The sequence below is a fragment of the Shewanella sp. LC6 genome, from assembly GCF_006385735.2.
Taxonomy (GTDB): domain Bacteria; phylum Pseudomonadota; class Gammaproteobacteria; order Enterobacterales; family Shewanellaceae; genus Shewanella; species Shewanella xiamenensis.
The window spans coordinates 905,549-929,235 of record NZ_CP043902.1 but is presented as its reverse complement, the minus strand read 5'-3'; the positions used below and the strand labels follow the sequence as shown (position 1 = coordinate 929,235).

19 protein-coding genes, 1 tRNA gene and 1 pseudogene are annotated in these 23,687 nt (G+C 40.8%); 9 read left to right on the top strand and 12 right to left on the bottom strand.

The genetic code is table 11. The annotated features are described in order from the left end of the window. The first annotated feature begins 375 nt into the window (after positions 1-375). Entirely contained in the window at positions 376-711 is a 336-nt protein-coding gene (locus tag FJD32_RS04210) for a hypothetical protein (protein ID WP_140906600.1), read from the top strand. 70 nt (positions 712-781) lie between these two features. On the opposite strand, the gene FJD32_RS04205 is transcribed toward FJD32_RS04210, so the two are convergent. The 9 genes and pseudogenes from FJD32_RS04205 to FJD32_RS04165 form a co-directional block, all read right to left on the bottom strand. Next, complete coding sequence (locus tag FJD32_RS04205; RefSeq protein WP_140906601.1) at positions 782-2,476, bottom strand: hypothetical protein; 1,695 nt, start codon at positions 2,474-2,476, stop codon at positions 782-784. A gap of 704 nt (positions 2,477-3,180) precedes the next feature. Further along, positions 3,181-4,425, bottom strand: coding sequence for an SEC-C metal-binding domain-containing protein (locus FJD32_RS04200; protein ID WP_205403028.1), 1,245 nt, complete (start codon positions 4,423-4,425; stop codon positions 3,181-3,183). A 123-nt stretch (positions 4,426-4,548) separates the two neighbouring features. Continuing rightward, positions 4,549-5,112, bottom strand: coding sequence for a hypothetical protein (locus tag FJD32_RS04195; protein WP_140906602.1), 564 nt, complete (start codon positions 5,110-5,112; stop codon positions 4,549-4,551). A 44-nt stretch (positions 5,113-5,156) separates the two neighbouring features. After that, positions 5,157-5,699, bottom strand: coding sequence for a hypothetical protein (locus tag FJD32_RS04190; RefSeq protein WP_140906603.1), 543 nt, complete (start codon positions 5,697-5,699; stop codon positions 5,157-5,159). 418 nt (positions 5,700-6,117) lie between these two features. Then, a pseudogene (locus FJD32_RS04185) lies at positions 6,118-7,372 on the bottom strand (Y-family DNA polymerase). Continuing rightward, a complete protein-coding gene (gene umuD / locus FJD32_RS04180) occupies positions 7,373-7,780 on the bottom strand; it encodes a translesion error-prone DNA polymerase V autoproteolytic subunit (protein WP_025007871.1) in 408 nt (135 codons plus the stop codon). It lies immediately after the preceding pseudogene. A gap of 404 nt (positions 7,781-8,184) precedes the next feature. Next, positions 8,185-8,751 (bottom strand): hypothetical protein, encoded by a 567-nt coding sequence (locus FJD32_RS04175; RefSeq protein ID WP_140906604.1) that lies wholly within the window; start codon positions 8,749-8,751, stop codon positions 8,185-8,187. A gap of 471 nt (positions 8,752-9,222) precedes the next feature. Further along, positions 9,223-9,678 (bottom strand): hypothetical protein, encoded by a 456-nt coding sequence (locus tag FJD32_RS04170; protein WP_140906605.1) that lies wholly within the window; start codon positions 9,676-9,678, stop codon positions 9,223-9,225. Between the two features lie 157 nt (positions 9,679-9,835). Beyond that, positions 9,836-12,607: a DEAD/DEAH box helicase gene (locus tag FJD32_RS04165; protein ID WP_140906606.1), complete on the bottom strand. Its 2,772-nt coding sequence runs from the start codon at positions 12,605-12,607 to the stop codon at positions 9,836-9,838. Between the two features lie 486 nt (positions 12,608-13,093). On the opposite strand from FJD32_RS04165, the gene FJD32_RS04160 reads away from it, so the two are divergent. From FJD32_RS04160 to FJD32_RS04135, 6 genes are all read left to right on the top strand, one after another. Beyond that, positions 13,094-13,957: a hypothetical protein gene (locus FJD32_RS04160; protein ID WP_140906607.1), complete on the top strand. Its 864-nt coding sequence runs from the start codon at positions 13,094-13,096 to the stop codon at positions 13,955-13,957. A 177-nt stretch (positions 13,958-14,134) separates the two neighbouring features. After that, positions 14,135-15,067, top strand: coding sequence for a site-specific integrase (locus FJD32_RS04155; protein ID WP_140906608.1), 933 nt, complete (start codon positions 14,135-14,137; stop codon positions 15,065-15,067). After that, on the top strand, positions 15,061-17,103 hold the full coding sequence (locus FJD32_RS04150) for an AAA family ATPase (protein ID WP_140906609.1): 2,043 nt from the start codon (positions 15,061-15,063) through the stop codon (positions 17,101-17,103). The genes FJD32_RS04155 and FJD32_RS04150 overlap by 7 nt, the downstream gene beginning before the upstream one ends. A gap of 22 nt (positions 17,104-17,125) precedes the next feature. Next, positions 17,126-17,608, top strand: coding sequence for a hypothetical protein (locus FJD32_RS04145; RefSeq protein WP_099457922.1), 483 nt, complete (start codon positions 17,126-17,128; stop codon positions 17,606-17,608). 81 nt (positions 17,609-17,689) lie between these two features. Continuing rightward, positions 17,690-18,094, top strand: a complete 405-nt coding sequence (locus FJD32_RS04140) for a DUF2787 family protein (RefSeq protein ID WP_140906610.1) — start codon at positions 17,690-17,692, stop codon at positions 18,092-18,094. A gap of 129 nt (positions 18,095-18,223) precedes the next feature. Beyond that, positions 18,224-18,556, top strand: a complete 333-nt coding sequence (locus tag FJD32_RS04135; protein ID WP_011073636.1) for a YegP family protein — start codon at positions 18,224-18,226, stop codon at positions 18,554-18,556. Positions 18,557-18,688: 132 nt separating this feature from the next. Here the strand turns inward: FJD32_RS04135 and FJD32_RS04130 are convergent. After that, a tRNA-Leu gene (locus FJD32_RS04130) sits at positions 18,689-18,774 on the bottom strand. Between the two features lie 344 nt (positions 18,775-19,118). Further along, entirely contained in the window at positions 19,119-20,708 is a 1,590-nt protein-coding gene (locus FJD32_RS04125; protein WP_140906611.1) for a bacteriohemerythrin, read from the bottom strand. Positions 20,709-21,014: 306 nt separating this feature from the next. Between FJD32_RS04125 and FJD32_RS04120 the strand changes: the two genes are divergently transcribed. Continuing rightward, positions 21,015-21,146, top strand: a complete 132-nt coding sequence (locus tag FJD32_RS04120) for a DUF3149 domain-containing protein (protein ID WP_011715898.1) — start codon at positions 21,015-21,017, stop codon at positions 21,144-21,146. A gap of 120 nt (positions 21,147-21,266) precedes the next feature. On the opposite strand, the gene FJD32_RS04115 is transcribed toward FJD32_RS04120, so the two are convergent. Further along, positions 21,267-21,878, bottom strand: coding sequence for a superinfection exclusion B family protein (locus FJD32_RS04115; protein WP_047540754.1), 612 nt, complete (start codon positions 21,876-21,878; stop codon positions 21,267-21,269). Positions 21,879-22,047: 169 nt separating this feature from the next. On the opposite strand from FJD32_RS04115, the gene FJD32_RS04110 reads away from it, so the two are divergent. Then, positions 22,048-23,679, top strand: a complete 1,632-nt coding sequence (locus tag FJD32_RS04110) for an ATP-binding protein (RefSeq protein WP_037428009.1) — start codon at positions 22,048-22,050, stop codon at positions 23,677-23,679. The last annotated feature ends 8 nt before the right edge of the window (positions 23,680-23,687 follow it).

The window sequence follows — 23,687 nt, the reverse complement described above, 5'->3', positions numbered from 1 at the left end:
GAGCTATGCTTATGTCTAATTCGAAACGATTTTTCTCCGGATAGTGACGTGCAGCATCTGTAGCGACTTGGATAGCACCATAGAAAAGAATAGAAAGGTCGCCGTCGATAAATTTCAGAATCATAATGTCGTCTGAATAGCCCCTAAAAGCATTTCCATCGCGACATCGTAACAGTGAGAAAAATCGAGTTTAACTGTACCTGTGCTAAAAACTGTTCCCTACCTAAGGAAATTTATAATAATCACAAACATGTTTTATATTTCAATGCGTTACAACAAAAGAAAATTGACGTGTTTTTTTTAGATGACCCATACAAGCTGCGATATATATCATGAAATCGAGCAATATAGCTCATCATAAACGTCGAGGTTCTTATGTTTGATTGGATATGTGAAAGTCTAGAGTCTGCTGTTGAAACTATCGCTGATAACCCTATTAAGTCGATAGCTGTTGTAACGGCAACAATCGCTACGGGAGGAATGGCACTAGCTTATGCACCAGTGATAGGCGCAGTAGTTAGCTCAGCAGGTTTTGGTGTTGCTGGAGGGACTCTTTCAGGCGCTGCGGCTTCATCTGCTGGCTTAGCAGCTATTGGAGGTGGCAGTTTAGCAGCTGGAGGGACAGGTATGGCAGGAGGTACAGCAATCGTTACAGCGGTTGGCGGGATTTCTGGAGCCGCTACATCAGGAGCCATTGCTAAAAAAGTATAAATGACTTTAAGATTTATCCCTTTCAAGAGTCAGCTATTTTTCGACTGGCTCTTGAAAAATATTTGCTTTACTACAAAAAATCCTTAAACCCCGAGTCTGGGAATAAAATATCACCTGTTTTTGAAACCACTAAATAGATGCCTTTTTCACCATTCAGATCTTCATTGAAAATATTTAAAAAAAGTAGGCTAACATAATTAAAGCTTAGCGGCTCCATAAAATAAAATATATCTAAACCTGAGTCCAATGCTAACCTAGCACATCGTTCAATTTCATTCAAAACCTTACCACTAAATTTTGCCAAACCTTTAATTTTAGAAGGGGAGTATTTTTTAAAAAAAACGTAATTATGATTACCCTCTTCGATTTCTCTTTGAATTTGCACTATCCTTATAGATATTGAAAGATCAAAATTTTCTATTTCATTAAAATTTTTATATCCATTTATTATCCAAAATACACCTAGTACTTGTAAAAAAAATTTTGCTCCTTTAGAATATATAGCATTCCTATCATGAAGATAAATTTTTCTATTGGAAATAAATAAATCGCTCAATTTATCAAAATCACTTTCAAATTTTTTATATATATCTTTAGATATTCTTACGCTTAAAAAGCTAGCAACATCTTTAGAAAGCTCAATTTTACTTCGATAGTAGGTGCCTATTAACAACATCTGTAACCTATAAGAAAATAGAACGAAGATATCATCACTTGCCGTTAAAAATGAACCAATATCACAATAGATACCTGCATTTTCAGAATTTTCAGAATTTTCAGAATTTTCAGAATTTTCAGAATTTTCAGAAGAAATAATCTCTGCTGTTTTTTCAAAAATATCCGGCAATATTTTTACTAAATTTCTTTTATTATCATCAGCTATAGCATCTATACAATAAGTTAATATCTCTTTCAAAATTGCTGGAATATAATTTGCATTATTCTTATTCAGACCTGATGGCGAGTAGAAATTTTCAATAAAGGATTTAACTATTGAATCCAAATCATCAACACCAGATGGAATGTGATATCCTATAGGTGAAGACTTAGCAAAAAAACTAAATGAAAGCTCTTTTCTTAGTCGAGAAAAAATTGGTTTCAAGCTGACACCATATATATTCTTTGTATAAACAAGCAATTCAACCAATTGAAATATCTTATCCGAATTTGATTTTAAACAAATGTCAAAAACATCGCTCCCAACTACACTTTCAATAATCTCTAAGTAATTTTTAACTTGTGTATCAAAATTTGATTTACAGCTAGAGTTAGATTTTCTATACCGTGCTTTTGCGTCTTTATAACAACTTAAACCATCTGTGTTTTTTAACCAAAATGGATGATATTCAGGGTATTTAGTCTTAAAAATAATTCCACTTCTATTTTTATTAGAATTGAGCCAAACTTCCAATGGAGACAAATAATACTTAAAGGAAACCATCCGATTACACCCGTCGACAGAAACTTTTATTCTTTCAAAAATCTTAGACTGTTTAAAATTTCTTATTCTAGCAACAACAAGTAATGGAAAAATTCCAAAATTTCTTAAAACAACACTTTTATCATTAAATTCAGGAAGCTCATAAAAATAGTTTTCCCCTGCATTTTCAATTCTGCATAAGAAGTCATTTAACTTAGCCTCATAGGCCTCCTCACTGAAGCTAAAATCGTATAATTCTTTAGTTGCAAAAAAAATTTTCAAGTGTTCCTTTAGTTGTTCACTATGTATGTATGAAAAATTCGTCGTGGTATTAATCAATTTCATATAAAAAGCACCGATACAAAATTTAGCTTTAAAAAATTTATTTTTTACAACTTTAAACCTACAACTGCTACTTAATCGTGAATCACCAATACTTCACTATAAAACTTTTAGCATCCTAAAAAAGCAGATGATAAGCGAACACACAATGTAGCTATCGAACGTTGATACAAGCTATAGCATTTGCACTTTAATAAATCTTAACATGCAGAAATCGTGTGTTTACGCGCATTTTTTTGCTATTTTTGAAGCGAATTGCTCGATTTTGTCGATAGTCTTCACTTATGCACACAAAACTGCATAAACATTCAGATTTTGACTCATATCTGACTTCTAACTAACTTAGGCGTGCAGAAACACGTCAGCACATAACGAACACGAGATAGCTGAGCTTTATGCGTGAATCTGTCTGTGAGAGACAGATTCACAAGCTCACTTTGGGGCATTTCCGAGTTAGATTTTAAGCTCGAATTACTGAGTCTCAGATTAATTTTTCTATGGAGTAACGCCCGCCTAAGTGGATGGCAACGCATTACCACTAAGCTCAAACATAATAAATATCTCGGCTCAATCGGACTCCAATATAATTGTACACAGCATACTTTTTTAGCACTTCTTTAAGCTCATAAACATATATTATTCTACTTTCACTTCATATCTATCGCCTCAGAAGAGACTGTGGTTGTGTGCCAGAGTGAGTGTAATGACTATTTTAAACAACATTTCTTAAATTTTTTTCCTGAACCGCACAAACAAATATCGTTACGTCCTAACTTATTGGAGCTAAAGGGTGTTTCTGTCTTGTTTTTCTTTATTTCAATATGGCCTGATTCAAACATACCTAGAAGAGTTGATTTGGTTTCCTTTGCAACAACAGGGTTGAGGGACGCTAGTTTATCTAGAATGTCGAATGCTTTCTTGAAGTCTTGCTCAACTGTTATTCCTCGATATAAGTCAATTGCATATATTTGAAATACTGAATGGTCCGCATCTTCATGATTAACAGCTTGTAAAAGAGCATCCCTAGCAATTGATATATTTTCAGTAACTAAACTTGAAAATTTTTCATTAATACCATTATAGTAACAATAAATAGCAATTAATGATTTTAATGAGAGGTATGTTCCTGACTCAAAAGCTAATTTGAGTATTTCAGCAGATTCTGGTATTAAATGATCGGTATAAATAGTAACGTCAATTAAAGCATCTAGCGATTGGTAATCACCTTTTTCAGTTTTATACTTGACATATCTATATATTTCTTCGTAATTATTATCGATAAACACAGGCTCGCGTAATATAATTAAATATAATGTAACTGATAGGTCAAATAATGCGTCATTTGTGTTTCTTAATACTTGTCGTACTAGTGTTACTGCTGAATCTAAGAAAAAAGGTGTACCTATAGAGGTAACTTTTGATGTTCCATTTTCCCTTTTTCCTCTGTGCTTTTCGAACCAATACATAGCGACTCTAAGTATTTGTTCACTAGATAGTTCTTCTTCTAAGTATATTTTTTTAAGTGACGCCTGAATATCATTCTCTGTAATTTTAGATTTCTCATAGTCAATTAGTTTTCCACCTAATGATATGTAATATAAACAAATTAATTTTTCAAATGTATCGAAAGCACAATTATCATTTGTTGAGTTTAGTTCGTTAAAGTTAGGAGTAAAGTGTAGCTGCTGATTACATTCACGGCGAACAGTATGGCAAAGAAATATAATATCTGATGAAATTAACTTGCTTCTAGATAATGTTTCAATATTCTCATAAAGGTTAGGGGTAATAGCCTCTTGAAATTCATTTAGTGTATTAATAATTAGAGCTTCAAGGGCTCTGCGGATATACTGGACCTCAGCTCCTTTATATATATTCCTTATTGTATGAGCTTTTTCATAGTTGAATCCAACTGTCGAGTCTATTTTGAAAGCCAATTCTATATCATTCATGATACTAAATTATTCCATATATGTGTTATCAGATTGTAGTGGTCAAGTGAAGCTGGCCACGGCTTTAGAATCTTCCCAAAATCTTCGCTCTGATTCATTTGGGTTCTTTCTTCAAAAGGGTATTTACTCGCAACTGTCACAAAGCACTCTATTTAATTCATCTGTTTCATTCAAAGAAACTGACCACGCCCCCACAACACAAGAAGTTTTCGATTGATACCAATTTTGTTTTGTCTTAAATGATTTTATCAATAACGATGTAACCTTATATCCAGCCATTGACTCAATATAAGATTGCCTTCCATCATCAGGTAATTTCGAATCGAAAACATCAATTAATGCACAAAATATCTTTGATGTATTTGGTTGTTTAATTTTACAGAGTTTAATTATATCCTTTTTGTAAGCAGTTGCAGTACCTCGAAGTTTGAACTCTATCGCTAAGGTATCTCCATTTTCAAGTTTAAAAACTAGATCTGTAGGACCACCATTACCAAGATTTCCCTCTCTAATCCAAGTAACACTTAGACCATCAAAGATTGCATGAGCTTCTTTTAAAATGGCTTTACCGCATTGATAAGCAAATGCCAACTCTGGCATATGAAAAATCCCTTGATTAGCAATAAGCGAAAGTTCTTTATCCTCAGAGATTGCCGTTTCAAAAATAATCTCTGCTATTCTAGTCATGTGCATGCTTCCACCTAGGTTATATAGTAGCCAACAGCGCTTTGTTACGCTTTTAGCCATGTATAGAATTCTTCTGTCATTTCGTTTTCCACTGCCTCAATAGTTCTGATGTCAACAGTGGAATTACACCCCATCAAAGGAACTTCGATAGTTTCTTCTTGGTCTGACCAATCCATTTTGAGATATCGCACTTGATCATTATCATAGGCTATTCCACTCACTCGACCAAACCCGTATAGTTTCATGGTCTTACCAAATTGCTCTCTTTTCTTTAAGATAACTAGGTCGCCTTTACATATGCTGTTGAAACGTTCTACCTGATGCTCGCTCTCATGATAATCGAATCTACAGATTCCCTTCTCTTTCCATTCGGTATCAAGGCGTTCATTGAAGTCAGCTCCAGGACAAAACCCCATGAAAAGTATGTAAGAATCAGTTGGCGTGGAATTGTTTATCGCATCAATAACATACTTAGCATCAGTATCACCTTTACTATATTTTTCGTCTGCGTTCCGTTTCAGCTTGACGAGATCGGCGCGACTTATATTTCCACTTTTAATTCGATCGATTACTTTGTCGTACTTCATAAAATCTCGCTGATTAATTGAGAGCGTAACATCTTAGGATCTGAACATTATCTATAGGGCACGAATTTCTAGATATACTTGGTGGCAGCCAAATCCATGTGTATTGACACAAATTATGCTATAGGAATTTGCTTTTTTCCGGTAGCGGTTTTTTATACAGTTTGATGGGTAATCACTTGATATTTTTTAGCTTTCTTATTCGTTTACGCCCTTTTGACTGATTATTGATCTTGATTGACTACATTCTGGCCTCGTATTCAGACTAACACGCGTACCACATTTTCTTATTAGCTAGGGTAATTGCGGTTGATGACTGATAAGGCCAGAACTCTGTAGCATTACTAAAATTAGGTTAATGTTTTGATGTTGGAATTAGCTAGAGGTCATTTTGCTAACGAGGAAAGGGGGCATAACTTCGTTAGCACTTAACGATCGGCATACTTCGCCATTTAGTAGTGTATTGGGGCGTTAACAAATCCCTCCGCATTGCCCATTTTTGCTCTATGCCTTGAGCCGCGATAAACAGAGTATCACTGCCATAGCGTTGGTTAATGTGATCGAGTGTAAGCATTAGTGCCGGCTTTGCGGTGGGAGGATTGAACAAGTCTAATTGGCTGTGTTTCTCGCTCACTAAATCAATCAAACCTACGCCTATCTTGTAATAGCGTACACCTTCACGAAATAGCTTGGGTGCGGCTTCACATACTGCTTTAGTCAGCTCTATCGTACAGTTCGTCGGACAAGGGAAATGCACCACGGTTTTGTAGCTTACAGGACGCTCATCGTGGGGGGAGTTACTCGCAAATAGCAGCATCGTCTTGCAAACCGAGCCTTGCTTGCGTGATTTAGCTGCTGCAATCCCCACATGCTTACTCAGTGCTTGCAGTAACGATTCAAAATCAGTGATGCGCTCACCCATGCTTCTTGTCGAGAATATCTGCTTCTTATCAGCCCTCGCTTCATCCCACACCTTGCATACTTGGCCGTTAAGCTCTCGTACTGTCCGCTCGACTTCAATGCTGAACTGTTTACGGGCTAACCCCGCTGGCATGTTTGCTAGGTCAAACGCAGTACAGATATTCATCAGTTCAAGCTTTGCACTAATCCTGCGCCCAATCCCCCAAACATCGCCTACTGCTAGCTGCTTTAGAATAGCGGTTCGGTCTTGGTCATTGTCGATAACACAAACCCCTTCATAACCCTCAATCTTCTTAGCAGCATGGTTAGCCAGTTTTGCCAAGGTCAGGGTTTCCGCAATTCCCACACAAACAGGCAAGCGAGCTTCTTTCCAAACTGCCCGTCTTATCAATTGACCTTGAGTATGAAGACATTTTATCGCTGGATAGCAGTTCTTAAACGACAAGAACGTTTCATCGATGCTATAGACATGCTGCTCAGGCGCAAAGCGGCCAATGATATCCATCATCTTGCTCGACAAGTCAGCATACAGTTCATAATTAGATGAACACGCAATCACACCACGCTCCGCACACTGCGCTTTGACTTGAAAGTAAGGCACAAACTTCTGAATACCCGCCTCTTTTGCCTGCCTATTGGCAGCAACAATCATCCCATCATTATTACTGAGCACAACAACAGGCTTACCACGCCAATCAGGCCGGAACACTTGTTCCGCACTACAGTAAATTATTGGCATCGACTAGCGCAAACATCTACTTTTTACTCAATACAGGACTTTTACGGTGGCAACGAATAGAACGAGTGATTACGCCTTCAATACTAAACTCGTCGTATTCATGAATAATGACAGGCTGGTGTTGCTGATTAGAGGAAAGCAGTAAACGGCGGGGAATATCAATGATTTTACAGACAAACTCCCTATTTAAATTGGCTACAATGACATCGCCATTTCGCACAGTCTCGTGGCGGTCAACAATGAGAATATCACCATCAAAGATACCTACATCTTGCATCGAGTCCCCTAGGGCATAAGCCATAAAAGTTGAGCTTGGGTGGTCGACCAATAGCTCATCCAAGCTTAGACCTAGCTGAGTGTATTCAGCCGCAGGTGACTCAAAACCTGTAATGCCAGCACGGGCAGGAATAGGGATAACACGCATAGCAACGAACCACTGTTAATATATACAGTAATTATAGTCGCAGAATAGCAGCTAGCAAGATCTATTGAACGACCTCGACATAACACCATTGGTTCTTTTCTTTATCGAATGTAGCACTAATGTGCATTGGTGAAGTGTCGCCCTGCTTAGCTCTGAGCAACGCAACATCGGAAACCTCCGACAAGTCATCAATACATTGTGGCTGCGTTAGGGAGTATAAAAAACATAGCAGCATAACCGAAAATGGTTAACGCAGCTGTCGCGACAAGAACACGTATAGGTCTGAAAACCATAGGTTAGCCATCCTTAGCGCAGAATCAAAATACCATTTATCAATATGACGATAGTATAGATTTCTACCAGTGCAAGTAGAGCTAGTAATGCGTACAGTACAGTGTCCGCCTTTACTGGATCAGATCACTTAACCCTGAAACAGAATTATCACGTCCAATTGTGAGGATGTGTATCCCTGTGCTTTTCATTAAAGGTCTGACTCTCCACAACTCTGCAAGCGCATCGAATTTTTCTGATTTTGGTACAGCAACAGCTAGAACATCGGTTTGTTCAAGATGTTCAATTGTTACAAGCTGCCCTATGGCCTCCCTAATAAGAGAATATTCTTGGGATGACTTACTGCGGATTAGTGGCCCTTTCTTTGATTCAACCCTCAGCCTTTGGCCTGTTCGAAGCTCTGCAACAAGATCACCCACCCCAGAGCTTGAGCGAACAATGATTGAAGCTGCATATTTTTTATTAGAATATTTCGACTGCCAACGCTTCTGTTGAACAGGGCTTGTCCATCCGCGTTCATTCAAAAATTCAACAAGCTGAAAGTGAATAGTATTTTTTGTCCGAACCTGCGCCCCATCTATGGCCACTATAATGTCGCCCTGTACATGGCCATTCTCTATCAGAGAAATAGCGAGGCGAAGAGTGACTTCTGCTTCGGGCATTTTATCTTCAGGTAACATCTGATCTCCATCAAGAAGAGGATACTAATCCAACTCTCGGCCTAACATTCTAGCCAAAAACGCTACAATACCTCTGTGGCTGCGTTCCGGCATTCCCATACAGAAGTAATTCCTGATACTGAAAAACAACCCTATCGCGCCTGTAGCGATACCTAAATAATGACAGAGTCTAACACCACGAGCATTCAAAGCTTCAGCTCCTACAGACACATGACTTCCAGCTTCTTCAATATGTGTTTGGAAAAACCAATGGGGGACTACGTAATAGAAGATGAAAAAGGATATGAGACCAAACAACAATGCACCATACCAAGGTAATCGACTGCCGATAACGACCGAGTCAGAGATTATCTGGCTGGCATTGCTTCTGCGTCTGTATCGTCGTCCCATGACATTCATTCCCTTAATGTGGTTATTCTCGCCCTTAACCAGTAGACACTGCACTCATGTAGTGTCTACTTTTCAGAGCAACTATTTAGCTCGGGGTATTAAAGGCAAAATTGGCTCTTTAAGCTTTTTGTAAACTGATTCAGGCATAATATTAACATAGGGTCTTGGGTCATTTTGATCATGACATTCGTTATATACATCCAACAAATATGTAATAACATCATTAGTATTTTTGAATTGATGCATTTCCTTCAATGTCTGAAGTGCTTCCTGAGTACCAGCTGCCACGCTGACTCTCTTACGGCTTTTTTCATACATCGCCTTTTTAAAGCTCTTTAGGGTTTCATCACTTAAAACATCGAACCAATCAGAAATGTGTATAAAACTATCATCATCGAATTCGAGCTTGCCCGTCTTGCTAACATAAGACTTTAAGTCTTCCAACCTATGAGGGGGTTCATTTTTTTCAACCAAAACAAATAATTGTTCCAGAGAATCATTGATGGCGCCAAACTTCCATTTTAGCAATTCACTCATTTACTGTCCCTTAGTTACAAACCCACTATAGTATTGATGGTAAATAAAATACCGTCCCCTAAACTGTTATGAAACACATTTTAAATATAAACGTCAATACCTTAGAGCAATATGTCATTGTCCAAATATTGCCTATGTGAGATACCTTTGAGTTTTGCTAGTCGACGATTTCAAGCATATTTTCAGGCAGATCAAGGAATATGCTGCGCCCAGAGCGTTTGCTGCGTTCTTCATCCAATCCGTAGACCGATGAACCACTGCAACATGCCAGTATGGTTAGCGTCTTCTCTGCACGTGTCAGTGCTACATAGGCATTGCATAGCTCTTCTTTGTAGCTAGATAACTTGAATTGACTGAACTGAGGGTCAAGCACATAGCAATGTTCTGCTTCTAAGCCCTTCCCTTTGTGATAAGTAAGCACTTGAATAGCTTCATCTTCACCATACTTAACTTGGGCTTTCTTAAGGGCTTTTTCAACAGTTTCTACTTGCTTGTTGTATCGGCACAGAATAAGTAGGCTATCAGTCAATTGTCTCTCTTTGATGTCATCCACCAACCATTTAATAGCGTCCTGTAGCTTGTCGCAGCTCTTTAAACGAGGATTATCACTATCTTTCGGATCATGTACCGAAACTGAAATGCTGTAGCTAGGATTAATCTTGTAGCGAATGTCGTTAGCCAACCTAACTAGGGGCTTCAATGAGCGATAATTTTTGGCTAACTGGAAGCGTTTGTGGTTTTTGAAAGTATCAGCGAATTTGTCGAGGTATTCGTGTTTAGCGCCCCTGAAGCCATACATGGATTGGGCAGGATCGCCTACGCAGAAAAAATGAATACCGTGATCATATAGCGCTTTGATGATATCCCATTGAATTCTATTCGTATCTTGGATTTCATCGATGATCAGGTGCTTAGTCTCGCTAGTAACCTTCTTACAGAACTTACTCTCTTTCAAGCGTTGTCGTAGCTGTACCAAGAGGTCATTAAAGTCACGACATTTGCCGTCCTTGTATTGGTTGTAAGCTGTTAGTAGGGCATCAATTTCATCTTCAAATTCGGCTAAATCTGGTGCTACTTTCATGATGCTGCGACCAAGAAGAGGCTCATCAAAGTTAGCCATGTGATTAAAGATCGTCTGACAACGGCGGCTAATATCATCAGACGAGTAGCTTTGGGCTATCTTGCTCTTTGGCTTGATCAAGTTTTCAATAACCTTTGACGCAGCTTCGGCGTTAAGTATTGGTTGATCATCGTTGATTTTAAGCAGCTTGTTGCACCAACTACTAAAGGTGCCCACGAACATCTTCTCACTGTGTAGCTCTGCCTCTTTCAAGCGTTCAGCAAATTCCTCGGCAGCTTTATTCGTAAAGGCAAGCACACAGATTTCACTCTCCTTAGTACCTTGCTTAAGCAGATGTTCAACTCGTTTGACTACTAACAATGTTTTACCAGAGCCCGGGCATCCCTCCACATAAACAGCCCTTTCTTTAGCCTTAATAATGTTAGGGAGCTTATGGCTCTTACTAGCGACCTCTTCAATGCGTGGTTCCACTGTTTCACGAACATCAGCAACGGCTTGAGTGTAATTCCCCTTGGTAGCAGCGAGTTCCTTAGCAGGGTTGCAGATTGCTTCAAGTAATCGCTCTGATAATGTGCTTATGGCCTTTTTCAACTTCTTACCGTTGAACCTGAAAGTAAGGTAACGAGCATTCTTTCCAGCCTCTTTACGAGCCTCGTTCAGCTCTCCCAAACGAGCGTGAATTGCTCGGCGATTCTTTAGGCTTTTATCAATAACCAACGTCTTTAGCTCAGAATCATTGAGGTCGAATAACCGTTTAGGTCGTATTAGGCGAACATTTTCTAATAATGACCCTACTACGTTGATATCAGCCAATTTAAAAGGGTCTTTGTCAAACCTGCGCCGAGACTCTAGGCGGAGACTACAAACCTGATTAGGGAACCAATCATTAATACCGTCTAATGACGACGCTACAAGCCACCAACCTAATCCAACTTCCTCAACAAACTTCTTATTCTCTTTGAGCGTTTTGTCATAGCCAATAAGGTGGTCGTTGCCTCGGCTCCCTGTGTAAGTCGTTTCAGTCGCCATATCCTTTTCTTTTGGGAAAACTTCGCCGACTTTAACCCTATTTTGCTTAGTAAGCATAAAGCCAAAAAGCTGTGACACGCCGTACATGATATATCCGGTGTGTAATTCTAATAGCAGGGCATTATCTATAAGTTGCTTGTAACGGCGGGTTTCTAATAATGATTGGAGCTGGTAAAGCATAAAAGAAGCCATTTGGCGGGAGACACGAGTAGGAATGTATTCAATTTCACAGTTATATTTTAATGCTCTACCTTTATTTCTATCATGATAAGGCTCTGCAATATAGATATTAATATATCGGTATTCGTCGTGGTCGGCGACCAACTGGAATCTCTGTGTAAAAAATGGTTTATTATCACTTTTCTTGAAACCAGCATTTTCATTACCAACATTCAGCTTTTTTACTGTTAGGCGGTCTTGCCTATTTTGGGTTCTCACCCTAATTAGGCCATTTTCGCCATCAAGTAGTTTCTCGATATCAGTGATAGAGAGATTTAAACCGATACGAATGAAATCTATATCAACTGTATCTTCGCTGATGTTATGGATTGCTGCTTCCATGAGATTTTGTTGGTACTCAACAATTTCTCTGTTTCGCAGCACACTCATAATCGTTGCGATATTAGTTGTGTAGTTTAATGTCTTGAAATTTGTGAGGTCTGCAATTATACAATTAAGTTCTGGCTGAACTAATGGGTATTTATCTGTTCTTGATATATCAAAAATCTTACTCGGAACGAAGTTTTCAAAAATATTGGTTTCGTCTAAACCACTGTTAGAACTATTGGAATGATTATTAGATGGCTTAGAACTACTCATCCATGAATACCTATATTATTGAATAATGATCTGACATTTAAACAAGTTTCTATAGTTGATATTACTGCTAACAAACAACTTACACCACTACTTTCACATCCACATGAAGCAAACTATGCACGACAAGAGCACAACGGCGTGTGAGTCCCCAGAGTCATAAAAATGCTTCTCTACGGCAAGCAATCGTTGCTTTCCATCAATGTTTGATAAATCATCAAAAGTAGAGCATCGTAATGACTTCAATAATCCAAAAAGTGCTTAAACTCAGTAAAAAGTTAGATTCCATGTGAATTTCAACAATTTTTTTCAGTCAGGACATACTGTTTTTATAGCGTGGACATGCTATCAATATAGCATGAACCAAACACTATTTTTACAGTGGACATACATATGTCCATGCTAAAATTTAAGACGATAGAGAGATGGTCGTTTAGGTAAAACTTTAGCAGGGCAAGCGGTACAAATCATACATAAGGAAATATTAATATGGGGAGAGATAGGCAGGACAGAACCACAGAAGAGTGGGCAACGTTTGGTCATCACCTATTAGACATGATAGGAAAGAAACACAAATTATATAAAGAAATAGCAAGGTTAATCACAAAACTAACTGTTCAAGAAGATGATATTAACAAGGCTGCGGTTACGCATACTCTTAATAACCACAAATACGAACTAAAAGACCACTGGCGTAAATGGACACAGAAAATAAAGCAAACTCCAAAGGACGCAGAAAGAACCAAGTTCTATATTAAAAAATCGACATTCGAGAATATACTTAATTTCATATGCCTTTCACCAGAAATAAAGCTAAAAAAAGGCATCAGTGATGAAGCAATATTTGATACTTTATTTATGCATTTAAACAGCTATGGCATAGAAAACACTAAAGAGATGTATGAAATAATTGAAAACCTAAAAAAATACAAGCCTACCACAATTGAACAGGATTATAACCAAAAGCTCTTTGAACAAAAAAGACCGAAACTCAGTTCCCCAAAAGCAGATGAGTTACAAAAAGCGATAAGTAAAATCCGCAAAGAAACTAAAACTAAAAGTAACGGAACTAAAGACGAAAAAGCAAAAAAAAATATTGAAACATTAATAAATGTCAAGCGGATAATCTACAACGCACCAAATGTTGAGTACTACCAAGGCGAAAATAACAAAATAATTAACACCATACTTGAAGAACTAAAGAAAAACAACATAAACAGCCTTGAAAAATTGCGAAACATAAAAGAAATAATCAACAATGAATTAAAGGATGAAAATGAAATTCTTCACCTTGAAATAAAATCACTTAGAACGAAAGTTACTGAGTTAGAAGATAAGTTCCCCCCCCATTAGATTTAAGCTAATATCGAATGGGGCTAAGTATTTATTTACAGTCACAACAACCGTGTCAAATATAGCGGCTGAAAAATAGCCGCACTTGTGATACCATACTCTTACAGTGTGGTATCACTATTCCCTTCTGTTTCAATCCCCTAGCAACATATCAATCTATTCTTACTGGAGTTATCTATGACTACAGCGACTGCTTATGCGCTCTATTTGAGCCGTCTTGCGCCCAACAGTCAGCGCTCGATTGCTTCGCAGATGCGCAGCATTGCACAACTGATGGACTGGCCTGACGCGACAATAGGCAAGCAACTCAGCAACATTAACTATCAACAAGCGATGCAGATACGGGCATTGCTGATACACGAGCAGTGGTCGGCACGCTCGATTAACCGTGCGATGACCGCGATTAAGAGTATTGTCAAAGTTGCGGCCTTAATGGGTGAAGCTGATATGCAGCAAGTCGCGCATATCAATAGCATCGCTAACATGAAACACGGTGCCCATCAGGGCAATCCCCTGAGTGCTGAGCAAGTCACTAAGCTACTCGCCTTACTTTCCAAACGCCAAGACACGTATGGACTTCGTACATTAGCTATCTTTGCGCTGTTCCTCGGAACGGGGTTGCGCCGTAGTGAGCTTGCGGCACTGATGCTCGCTGATTATGACAGTGCAACGTCAACGATTAAGGTGGTTGCAGGTAAAGGCAACAAGAGCCGTATTCTGTTCTTACCCGATTGGGTTGAACAGCATGTCATCGCTTGGCTCAACGTGCGCAAGATGCACTCAGGACCACTCATTTGCCACTGTCGCACGACTGGCATTATGGTCCATTACCGCCCCGTGAGTCGGGATGCGCTCTATCGGTTAGTCAAAGATAAACTGGAAGCGATTGGTGTTGTGGGTGCATCACCCCATGATTTGCGCCGCACCTTTATTACTCGGCTACTGGAGCAAAACGTTGATATCAACACCGTACGCCAAATGGCAGGCCATGCAGATATCAGCACCACCACCATTTATGACAAACGCGGTGATGCGTTTATGCGTGAAGCCGCTGCCACCCTGAACTATGTGTCAACACCGAACGAACGGGGTGGGAAAACAAGATGCTAAAGCGTGCAAAATCACCCCGTAAATGGCGCGCCAATCATTGCCACTACCTCGCCTCGCAGTTGAGTGAAGCATTGATGTTTGCCGCCATTACCACCGACATGGTGGTGCCATCCTCAATACTGGGCGCAATCACAGGCGAGCAGATTGAGCCGTTTCTACGCCTTAGCCTAGAAGATGCATCACTCAAGCTACCAAGCAAAGACCGCGCACCGCTCAACACGGCAACGGTTAAGCATAATGCGCAGTTTCTTGGTCAGCTGTTTGGCTTAATGCCGCAGATGCAACCTGTAGTTGAGTTCTTGATTGTCATCAATGCCAATGCCGGACTCAGGGAGTTAACCGAACTCCTAATTGATGATGACTTTGATGTACTAGAACGCATGTTACAGGCTAAGACAACCCTCGATTTAGAGGTCATCCTGTCGCAGTTGGCGGTGTTCGAGCGCTATCAACTGATTGCAGAAGCGACTTTGGATGCACCTTACAGATTGCTGTTCCCAAGCGTACTGGTATCCATTTTAGTGTCGCAGAAGTTAACCAGTGCAGTCGACTTCTTAGCCCCCATGCTCAGCAAAAGCCCCGTGGCACAATTTAGTCTGTCGCAATTTGAGCATGTGAACACTGACTTACTGGCTAACTACCTTGCGGCCATAACTCAAAAGCCCTCGGTAGGCGTCAATATCCTGCTCTATGGCAAAGCGGGTACTGGTAAAACTGAGCTGGCTCGGACATTGGCAAAGACGATTAAGCGCAATCTACTGGAAGTCCAAAGCCAGCAGTTAATCGAGAGCCAATACCGAAATGACAACATTGCAAAGGCAACCAGCATACGCCTTGCTCACCTGAACTTGTTACAAGGTCTACTGGCTCACAGCAATGACAGCTTGTTATTGGTCGATGAGTGTGAAGCGTTGTTCGTGCAAGCCGATGAACAGTATTCCAAAGAACAATTGATGCAGGCGTTAGAGCAAAACCCTGTTCCTGCGATTTGGATTACCAACCATGTTGGCTTGCTAGAACCCAGCTTTATTCGCCGTTTTAAGTTGGTGATGGAAGTCCCAGTACCCGATGAACCCTTTGCCTATGCCATCAATGAGCACTTACTGACACCGCTTAAGGTGTCACAGGACTATCACCTGCTACTGGCAGAGAAGCCCAATGTCACCCCCGCCATGGTTGGTAATGCTGCCCATGTGGCGATGACACTCAAGCTCAAAGGTGCCAAGGCAGAAGTCCTTATCGATGAAGTGATTGATGCCACCCTAGAAGCCTGTGGTGAAGAAGCGCCACCGCCAAAGTATCAAGGGGAGCTTGCGTTTGATAGCAACATGGTCAACTTCAAAGGCGGTGATGATGCAGCAAGTATGACTACCGATGATATGTTGGCCTCGATTAATCATGCGGTTAAGCAGGCCATGCCGATTAGGGTGATGCTGAGTGGTCCCCCTGGTACAGGCAAGACAGCATGGGTACATCACTTAGCTGAAACCCACGGCTTTGAGCTGATGCACATCAAATGCTCTGATGTACTCAGTAAGTATGTCGGGGACAGCGAGCAAAACATCGCTAGGCTCTTCAGAGAAGCGCACAGACAGCAAAAGCTGATGCTCATTGATGAAGTCGACAGCTTGCTCAGCAAACGCGATAGCGCTCAAGCGCTGCATGAAGTGCAACTTGTTAACGAACTGCTATCACAGCTTGAGTGCAACACCCTGCCCGTGTTCGCTGCAACCAATGCCCTTGCCAGTATTGATAGTGCGGTCATGCGCCGCTTTGATTTCAAGTTGGTGTGTGACTATTTAACGAGTGACCAACGCCAAGCGCTCTATCGGCAAGTCCTTGGCATTAAGCGCCTGACCCATGAAGAAGTCTCAACCCTAAACACCCTAAACCAATTAACGCCCGGCGACTTTGCCATCTTAGCAAGACGCCAACGTTTTGAACCCAAGCGCGACCACCGCGCAACCGCCCTAGCGCTACTCACCACCGAGAACAACCGCAAACAAGGGCAACCCCGTATCGGATTTATCCGCTAACACCCACTAAAGGAAATACACCATGACCACTGTATTGAGTTCTCTCAAGGTAATCGCTCGCCCTGAAATTGCCCCTAAGCCACCTGTGCTCGGCAAACGGATGAAGCTACTCGATAAGCTAGACCAGCAATTGTCGTTAGCCGAATGCATGATTGAAGGCCGTGAATTTGAAGCCTACAAAGAACGTTCGGTGAAAGACCCAGAGACTGGTGAGCGTAAGAAAATTCGCCGCCGTTACATCGTCCGACCTTGGTTCTATGACAGCAACGAGCACTACTACTTTGAAGTGCGGATTAGTAACAAACCCATCGAACTGGAAAAAGGCTGCCCCGCTATTGATGTGGGTGAAAAGGCCAACTTGCCAGCGGTAATTAAGGTGGTAATTGATGCCGTGGAGAAAGGCGAGTTAGACGAGCAGTTACTCGCCCCCGCACCCAAGATAGGTAAGAAGGCCACCACTGATAAGCCCACCACCGATAAAGCCAGCTCGAAAGCCAGTAAGTGACAACTCACCTCACCCACATTCCATACCAACAACAGGGGGACACGATGCCCCCTTTGTTTTGCCACTTTTGAGGGTTAAATAATGAAAACCATTAATACCGACCTACCATTACCCGTGTCACCTATCTTTGCCAAAGCACTGTCAGAACTCGTGAAAAATATTGATAGCAACGCTGTCACCATTAACTTTCGCGACCCTGATTACAGTCCACAAACAGGAGGGTTTCATCCTGTGGAAATCAGGCTAGAGAAAGGTGCAGACCAATGGCAGTTATGCTACATCACCGACTTTTGCTATGTCGGCTATGCGGGGCAATGGGAATTAGTGAAAGAGTTGGACTTTGACTTTAGCTGCGGCGTGTTTCAGTCCATTAGCGGACTATTAGTGATTGAAGCGGCAGCAGAGCTTTATCCAATTTGGGAGCAAAACTTCTTGTGTTACTGGCAGGAAATGGACGTTTTTAATGTCAGTATTTCGACAGACTAACCCTCAAAACACTCAAAATGTGGCATCGGCACATATCAAACCAGATAAAGTCGACTAGACTGAGGCACGAGCAGGAAATAGTTTCCTCGCTTGCGCTATGCAATGCCTTAAAGAAGAAGGAGCAATTCCATGTCAGGATGGTATGAATTAAGCAAAAGCAGTAACGATCAATTTAAGTTTGTTCTTAAGGCTGGTAACGGAGAAGTCATCCTCACCAGCGAACTCTACACGGGTAAGAGTGGTGCAATGAATGGCATCGAATCCGTTCAAACCAACTCCCCTATCGAAGCCCGATATGCCAAAGAAGTGGCGAAAAACGATAAGCCGTACTTCAACCTGAAAGCTGCGAACCATCAGATCATTGGCACCAGCCAAATGTATTCGAGTACCGCAGCAAGGGACAACGGGATCAAGTCGGTAATGGAGAATGGGAAAACCACGACGATTAAAGATCTAACCTAGCACAGGATGTTCAGTGTGGTGCTTTGCTGGAAGAACTCTAGCAAGGAAGCGTGTTGGTAAGTATCTAACAATGCTGGATTTTAGATACAAAAAAACCGACTTTGATGTCGGTTTTAGTCCCTATTATAGGGATGGTACCAGTGGCCAGACTCGAACTGGCACGCTTATTAGGCGGTTGATTTTGAATCAACTGTGTCTACCGATTTCACCACACTGGCATAATTTTCGTTTCTCAAAAACTTTGCAAATCTTTGCAAGGCTTTTGCGTGTTAATTATTTCAAATTAACGTTTAATAACAACAGCTTAGTGAATTTAATGTCATTGATACAGTGAATTTTGAATCCGCTGTGTCTACCGATTTCACCACTCTGGCATCAAGATTTAGAGCTAACAAAAACAACTAGCTGGCTCTAAGTGCTGGGAATTATACCTTTGCCTTTGACAATGGCAAGCCCTTTTGAAAGGCTGGGTGGCAAATTAGTTTTAACCGCTCAAAAATCAGTCTTATATAGGATTAAAGCCCTACATAGCTCGATAAGAAGACATTTATCACGCCTGATTCTACTCAGCTCCGTGGGAAAGCAAAAATTGCGCGTATTCCCTGTCACTTTTTTGTATATGGTTAACTAACCAGGATTTTAAAAATGCCATAAGTTCATCGGCAACATCTTCACCTCTCGCTACCCGCTTCTGGAAATCCAGCACCTGACCGACAAGTTGAGCATGCTTTTCTTTATGTCCAGCTGTTTGAGGATAACCAAAGCGTGCAAACAGTTCTTCTTCATAGGAAAAATGATTCGCGGTGTAATCCACAAGTCCTTGAACAATCCGTTTAATCGCTTCGAGGCCATAGGCTTCGCTTAAGGTACGGTGCAATTCGTTAACAAGAGAGACTAAGCGTTGATGCTGGCGGTTAATCTCCGGCATACCGATATCAAGTTCTGGCCCCCATTTTACAAATAGTTGGCTTTGGGCTTGATTAGAGGTAAATAGCTGCTTATCCACATGGAAACGATGTAGCAGTGAACCAATCTCCTGAGACATATTATAAACCTTAAGACTAGATAGATTGGTTAGATTAGTATGATGTGCATTTTTCAACGCTAATTCAGTCATCGCGTTGATATTTTTGTTAATTTCCTCTGCAACGGCATGCTGCTCTTCCGATGCAGTGGCAATTTGATGAGACATATCAGTAATGCTTTCAACGTGAGTGACAATTTCCCCCAAAGATTGGTGCGCTTTCTCTACCATCAAGGCGGTTTCATCGGCGATAGTGACGTTTTTTAACATCACTTCAACCCCTTGTTGAGCGCCCTTTTGTAATGCGGTTATCTGCTGTTGAATTTCAGCGGTCGCCTCTGAGGTACGTTTTGCCAAATTACGGACTTCATCGGCAACAACCGCAAATCCACGGCCATGCTCACCCGCTCGAGCACTCTCAATCGCCGCATTAAGAGCCAATAAGTTGGTTTGTTCGGCCACTTGCGAGATAGTCTCAATAATGCTGCTAATGCTATTCGTATCGGCAGCTAGGTGCTCAATCACTGCTTTTGTTTGGTGAATTTGCGACGTCATATCGCTGATTTTATTGACAATAGCGCCCATGACTTCATCACCATGTTTAGCTGAAGTCTGCGCAATATCAGCGGCTTGCGCGGTATTAGCCGCATTGTGTGACACTTCTTGTACGGTTGAAACCATCTGGGTCATGGCCGTTGCCGCAAGCTCGGTTTGACGTTCTTGCTCCAGAACGCCTTGTTTTGCCTGCTCACTAATCGTCTTGATGTCGGTGGCGACCTTCTTCATCCATTCGCTGGTATCAACTAGAGATAGAATAGTACGACTCACATCTTCGCCCATGCGATTGATGCTGTGAACGACAGTGTGAAACACTCCCGCATCTTTCTCATCAAGCTGGTAACTCAAATCACCGTCACCCAAGTGATGAGCCGCACGCTCGAGGTGCCTCAGATTACGGATAAGTTTGTTAATGTTAAAAAATAGAATAAGGGCAAGTGCAATTAAACATAAGGTTGCAACCCAATGCGCGCTACTAAGCAAACAATAAAGGGGATATAAAAGTAAGACCATGGGAGCGAAAATAATACCATATCCCATAGTGCCCCTTTTAACAGTGGTGCTAGCCATTTTTGGCTCCTTCAAAAATGCAGTCTAACTTCAATCAATGCTAAAACGGATTAGCAAATACCTTGTTCTTGGTACCACTTAATAGTTACTACTCTTAAGACTAGTCCCGAATGAAGTAAGAAACAAAGCCCAAAAGATTGAGTTTGATAAAATTTCATCACCCGCTAAATTTGAGGTAGATCACAGGGTTAATCTTTGGTTACAAGATTGTTTTAGGACGTCGATTTTTTATTGATCAGGATCAGTATTTGCTGACAGTAAGAGCGCTAGTGTATGGATGACTTCACAAGAAAGAGGATTTCAATCATGGCATTTTGGTTAGATTTAATGTTCGGTAACCCAATTGGTTTACTTTCAATGATCGTTATCTTTAGCACTATAGGGATAATTTCTTATATCACTTGGATGTTTATCGTGAAGTCAGCGCAACAATCGTAGTTTTTGCTTCCAAATTGTTATTCTGTTCATTGTAGCTTGTAAAAATTGCACGTTGTTATGGGGGTTCCATTAACCCCCATTTTTTATGCCTGTAATTTCGCGTTAGAGCCAACGCTACACTTAAGCTGCGTGTTTACGGTTTTGAACTAAGCCATTGAGAAACTGCGGGCGCGCTTTAATCAGATGTTGCATTTCTTCTTCACTTGGTTCCCCTGCAGGTAAACGTAAAACGCCCCGATTTAAGTAGATACGTGCTTTCATCGAAATTTTATAGTCTGCTGTGGGCCCTTGGATTGCGTAATGACGTTCATTACCTAAACATTCGAGGATACAAGCACTGAGCAAACTTTTGACCGCGGGTTCGTTTTGCGGCAATGTCAAAATAGTGGCTCCTTGCAAAAAGAATTCTCGTAATAATGCTCGCTCTGCACGATCCAGCAAATTAACTTTTGCTTCAATGGTCTCGGTGATGCGCTTATCACTTAAATGACGAATCGACTCATCTAATCCCAAGTTCAATAACTGAGTTAAAAAATACGCGATCGAGATAATAAGTCCAAGCCCGACAAAATGTGCGTGCTCGGGTACAAACTTATCCAGTGCCAGCAAAGTAAGAATATTTGACGGCATCGCCAATAAAACTGCACAACTCACCATTAGCCACAGCATAACCCGAAACATTACCTTCTTAGGGTTAAACAACTTCACTGAATCGAATTTGAGTTTAATCATAGTGTTATCCCAGTGACAAAAAATTGAACTTAGCCAAGCCCAAGCAAGTTTGATGCCATTGCTTTATTCAATATTGAGGGATTTTTCACTGGGATAACATGCGAAATTTTTTAAGCTTGAGTCTATGCTTATAAGCATCCAACTTGCTATCAGATAAAGATTATTTAAGATGCTGACATTCTTCAGTCAATTTATAAAAAGCCCGATTGGTAGGCACCTCACCTTGTCAATTGTGCTATTCAGCTCCTTAATCACGCTAATGACGACAGCCTACCAACTCATTAGCGATTATCGTGGCGATGTTAGTCGGATTGATCGGGTATTTTCTAATATCGAGAAAGCTAACCTGGATGTATTAGCCGCAAGTATTTGGGTAATAGATGAAAGACTGATTAACACCCAACTGAATGGTCTCATCCAACTACCTGATATTAACTACATTTCAATCAAAGATGATAGTGGCCAGTCGTGGAACGGAGGAACCCCAAAACCAACTCATACTTTAAATAAAATCTTTCCTCTGGTGTATAAATCACCGACCGACAATATCAACGTTGGTACTTTAGAAGTACAAGTAGACATGGATGCCATTTATGACCGCCTTTACGATAAAGCCATCCTTATTTTACTCTCCAATGGCATAAAAACCTTCTTAGTCGCTGGATTTATTCTATTTTTAGTCTGGTACAACATCACTAAACATCTCGATAAACTCAGTAAATACTGCAAACGGATTAACTTAGACGCGGACTTCGAACCCCTTCAATTTGAACGTAAGGAGAAAATCGATGAGTTTAAACAAGTTGCTGATGCGATTAACAGCATGCAAGGGCAACTTCGCAACTCATTTGAAGCACTGAAAAGTTCTAAAGCAGAGTTACAAACAGCATTAGAAGATAGAGAGCGTTTACTGAAACTCGAACGTAGTTATAAGGAAGAACTAGCAAGACAAGTTAAAGAGCGAACCCAAGAGTTAGAGCAATCCTTAGCCGCTCTAAAGCGCGCACAACAGGTGTTAGTTGAACAGGAAAAAATGGCCGCCTTAGGAGGGTTAGTGTCTGGTGTGGCGCACGAAATTAATACCCCCATTGGTATTTGCTTAACGGCGGCCAGCGCGCAATTAAACCATATAGAAGAACTCATAGAGCTTATCCATAGTGAGCACGCGACACTCGACGAAATCAATGCGATTTTGGACGAGTATCAACAAAGCTGTGAGCTTATAGTTCGTAATATCACCAAAGCCAGCAGCCTAATTCAAAAATTCAAGACTATTGCTATCGACCGCAGCCACGAAGAGCATCAGTGCATCAATCTGCAAAGGCAGCTTAAAGAGATTTTAGCGTCTAGCTTGATAATGCATCCTAAACTCAACGCAAAAACCGACCTACAAGTCGATCCCAACTTAAATATTCAAACTAATGTGAGTCTATTAAACCAAATCGTCAGTAATATATTGTCCAACGCTTATACCCATGCATTTCAAGACCGAGAAGATAATCAGATACAAATCTCCGCCAGTATTGAGCAGGGCTTTGTGAATATCAGCATCCAAAATAATGGCGTCGCAATCCCCCCCGAAGTCGCTGAACATATGTTCGAGCCTTTCTTTACCACCAATAGAAGTAAAGGCGGCACGGGATTAGGTTTATCCGCTGCCTTTAATGCAGTCACCTTGTTAAAAGGTTCAATGAGCTATCAAGCAGACTCTTCACTTGGCGGCGCGCAATTTAACATTCGCATTCCTCTTAACCAATGCGATGCGCCTAAGATAACCACTCACCACGAGTTCACTATTTGAAAATATTT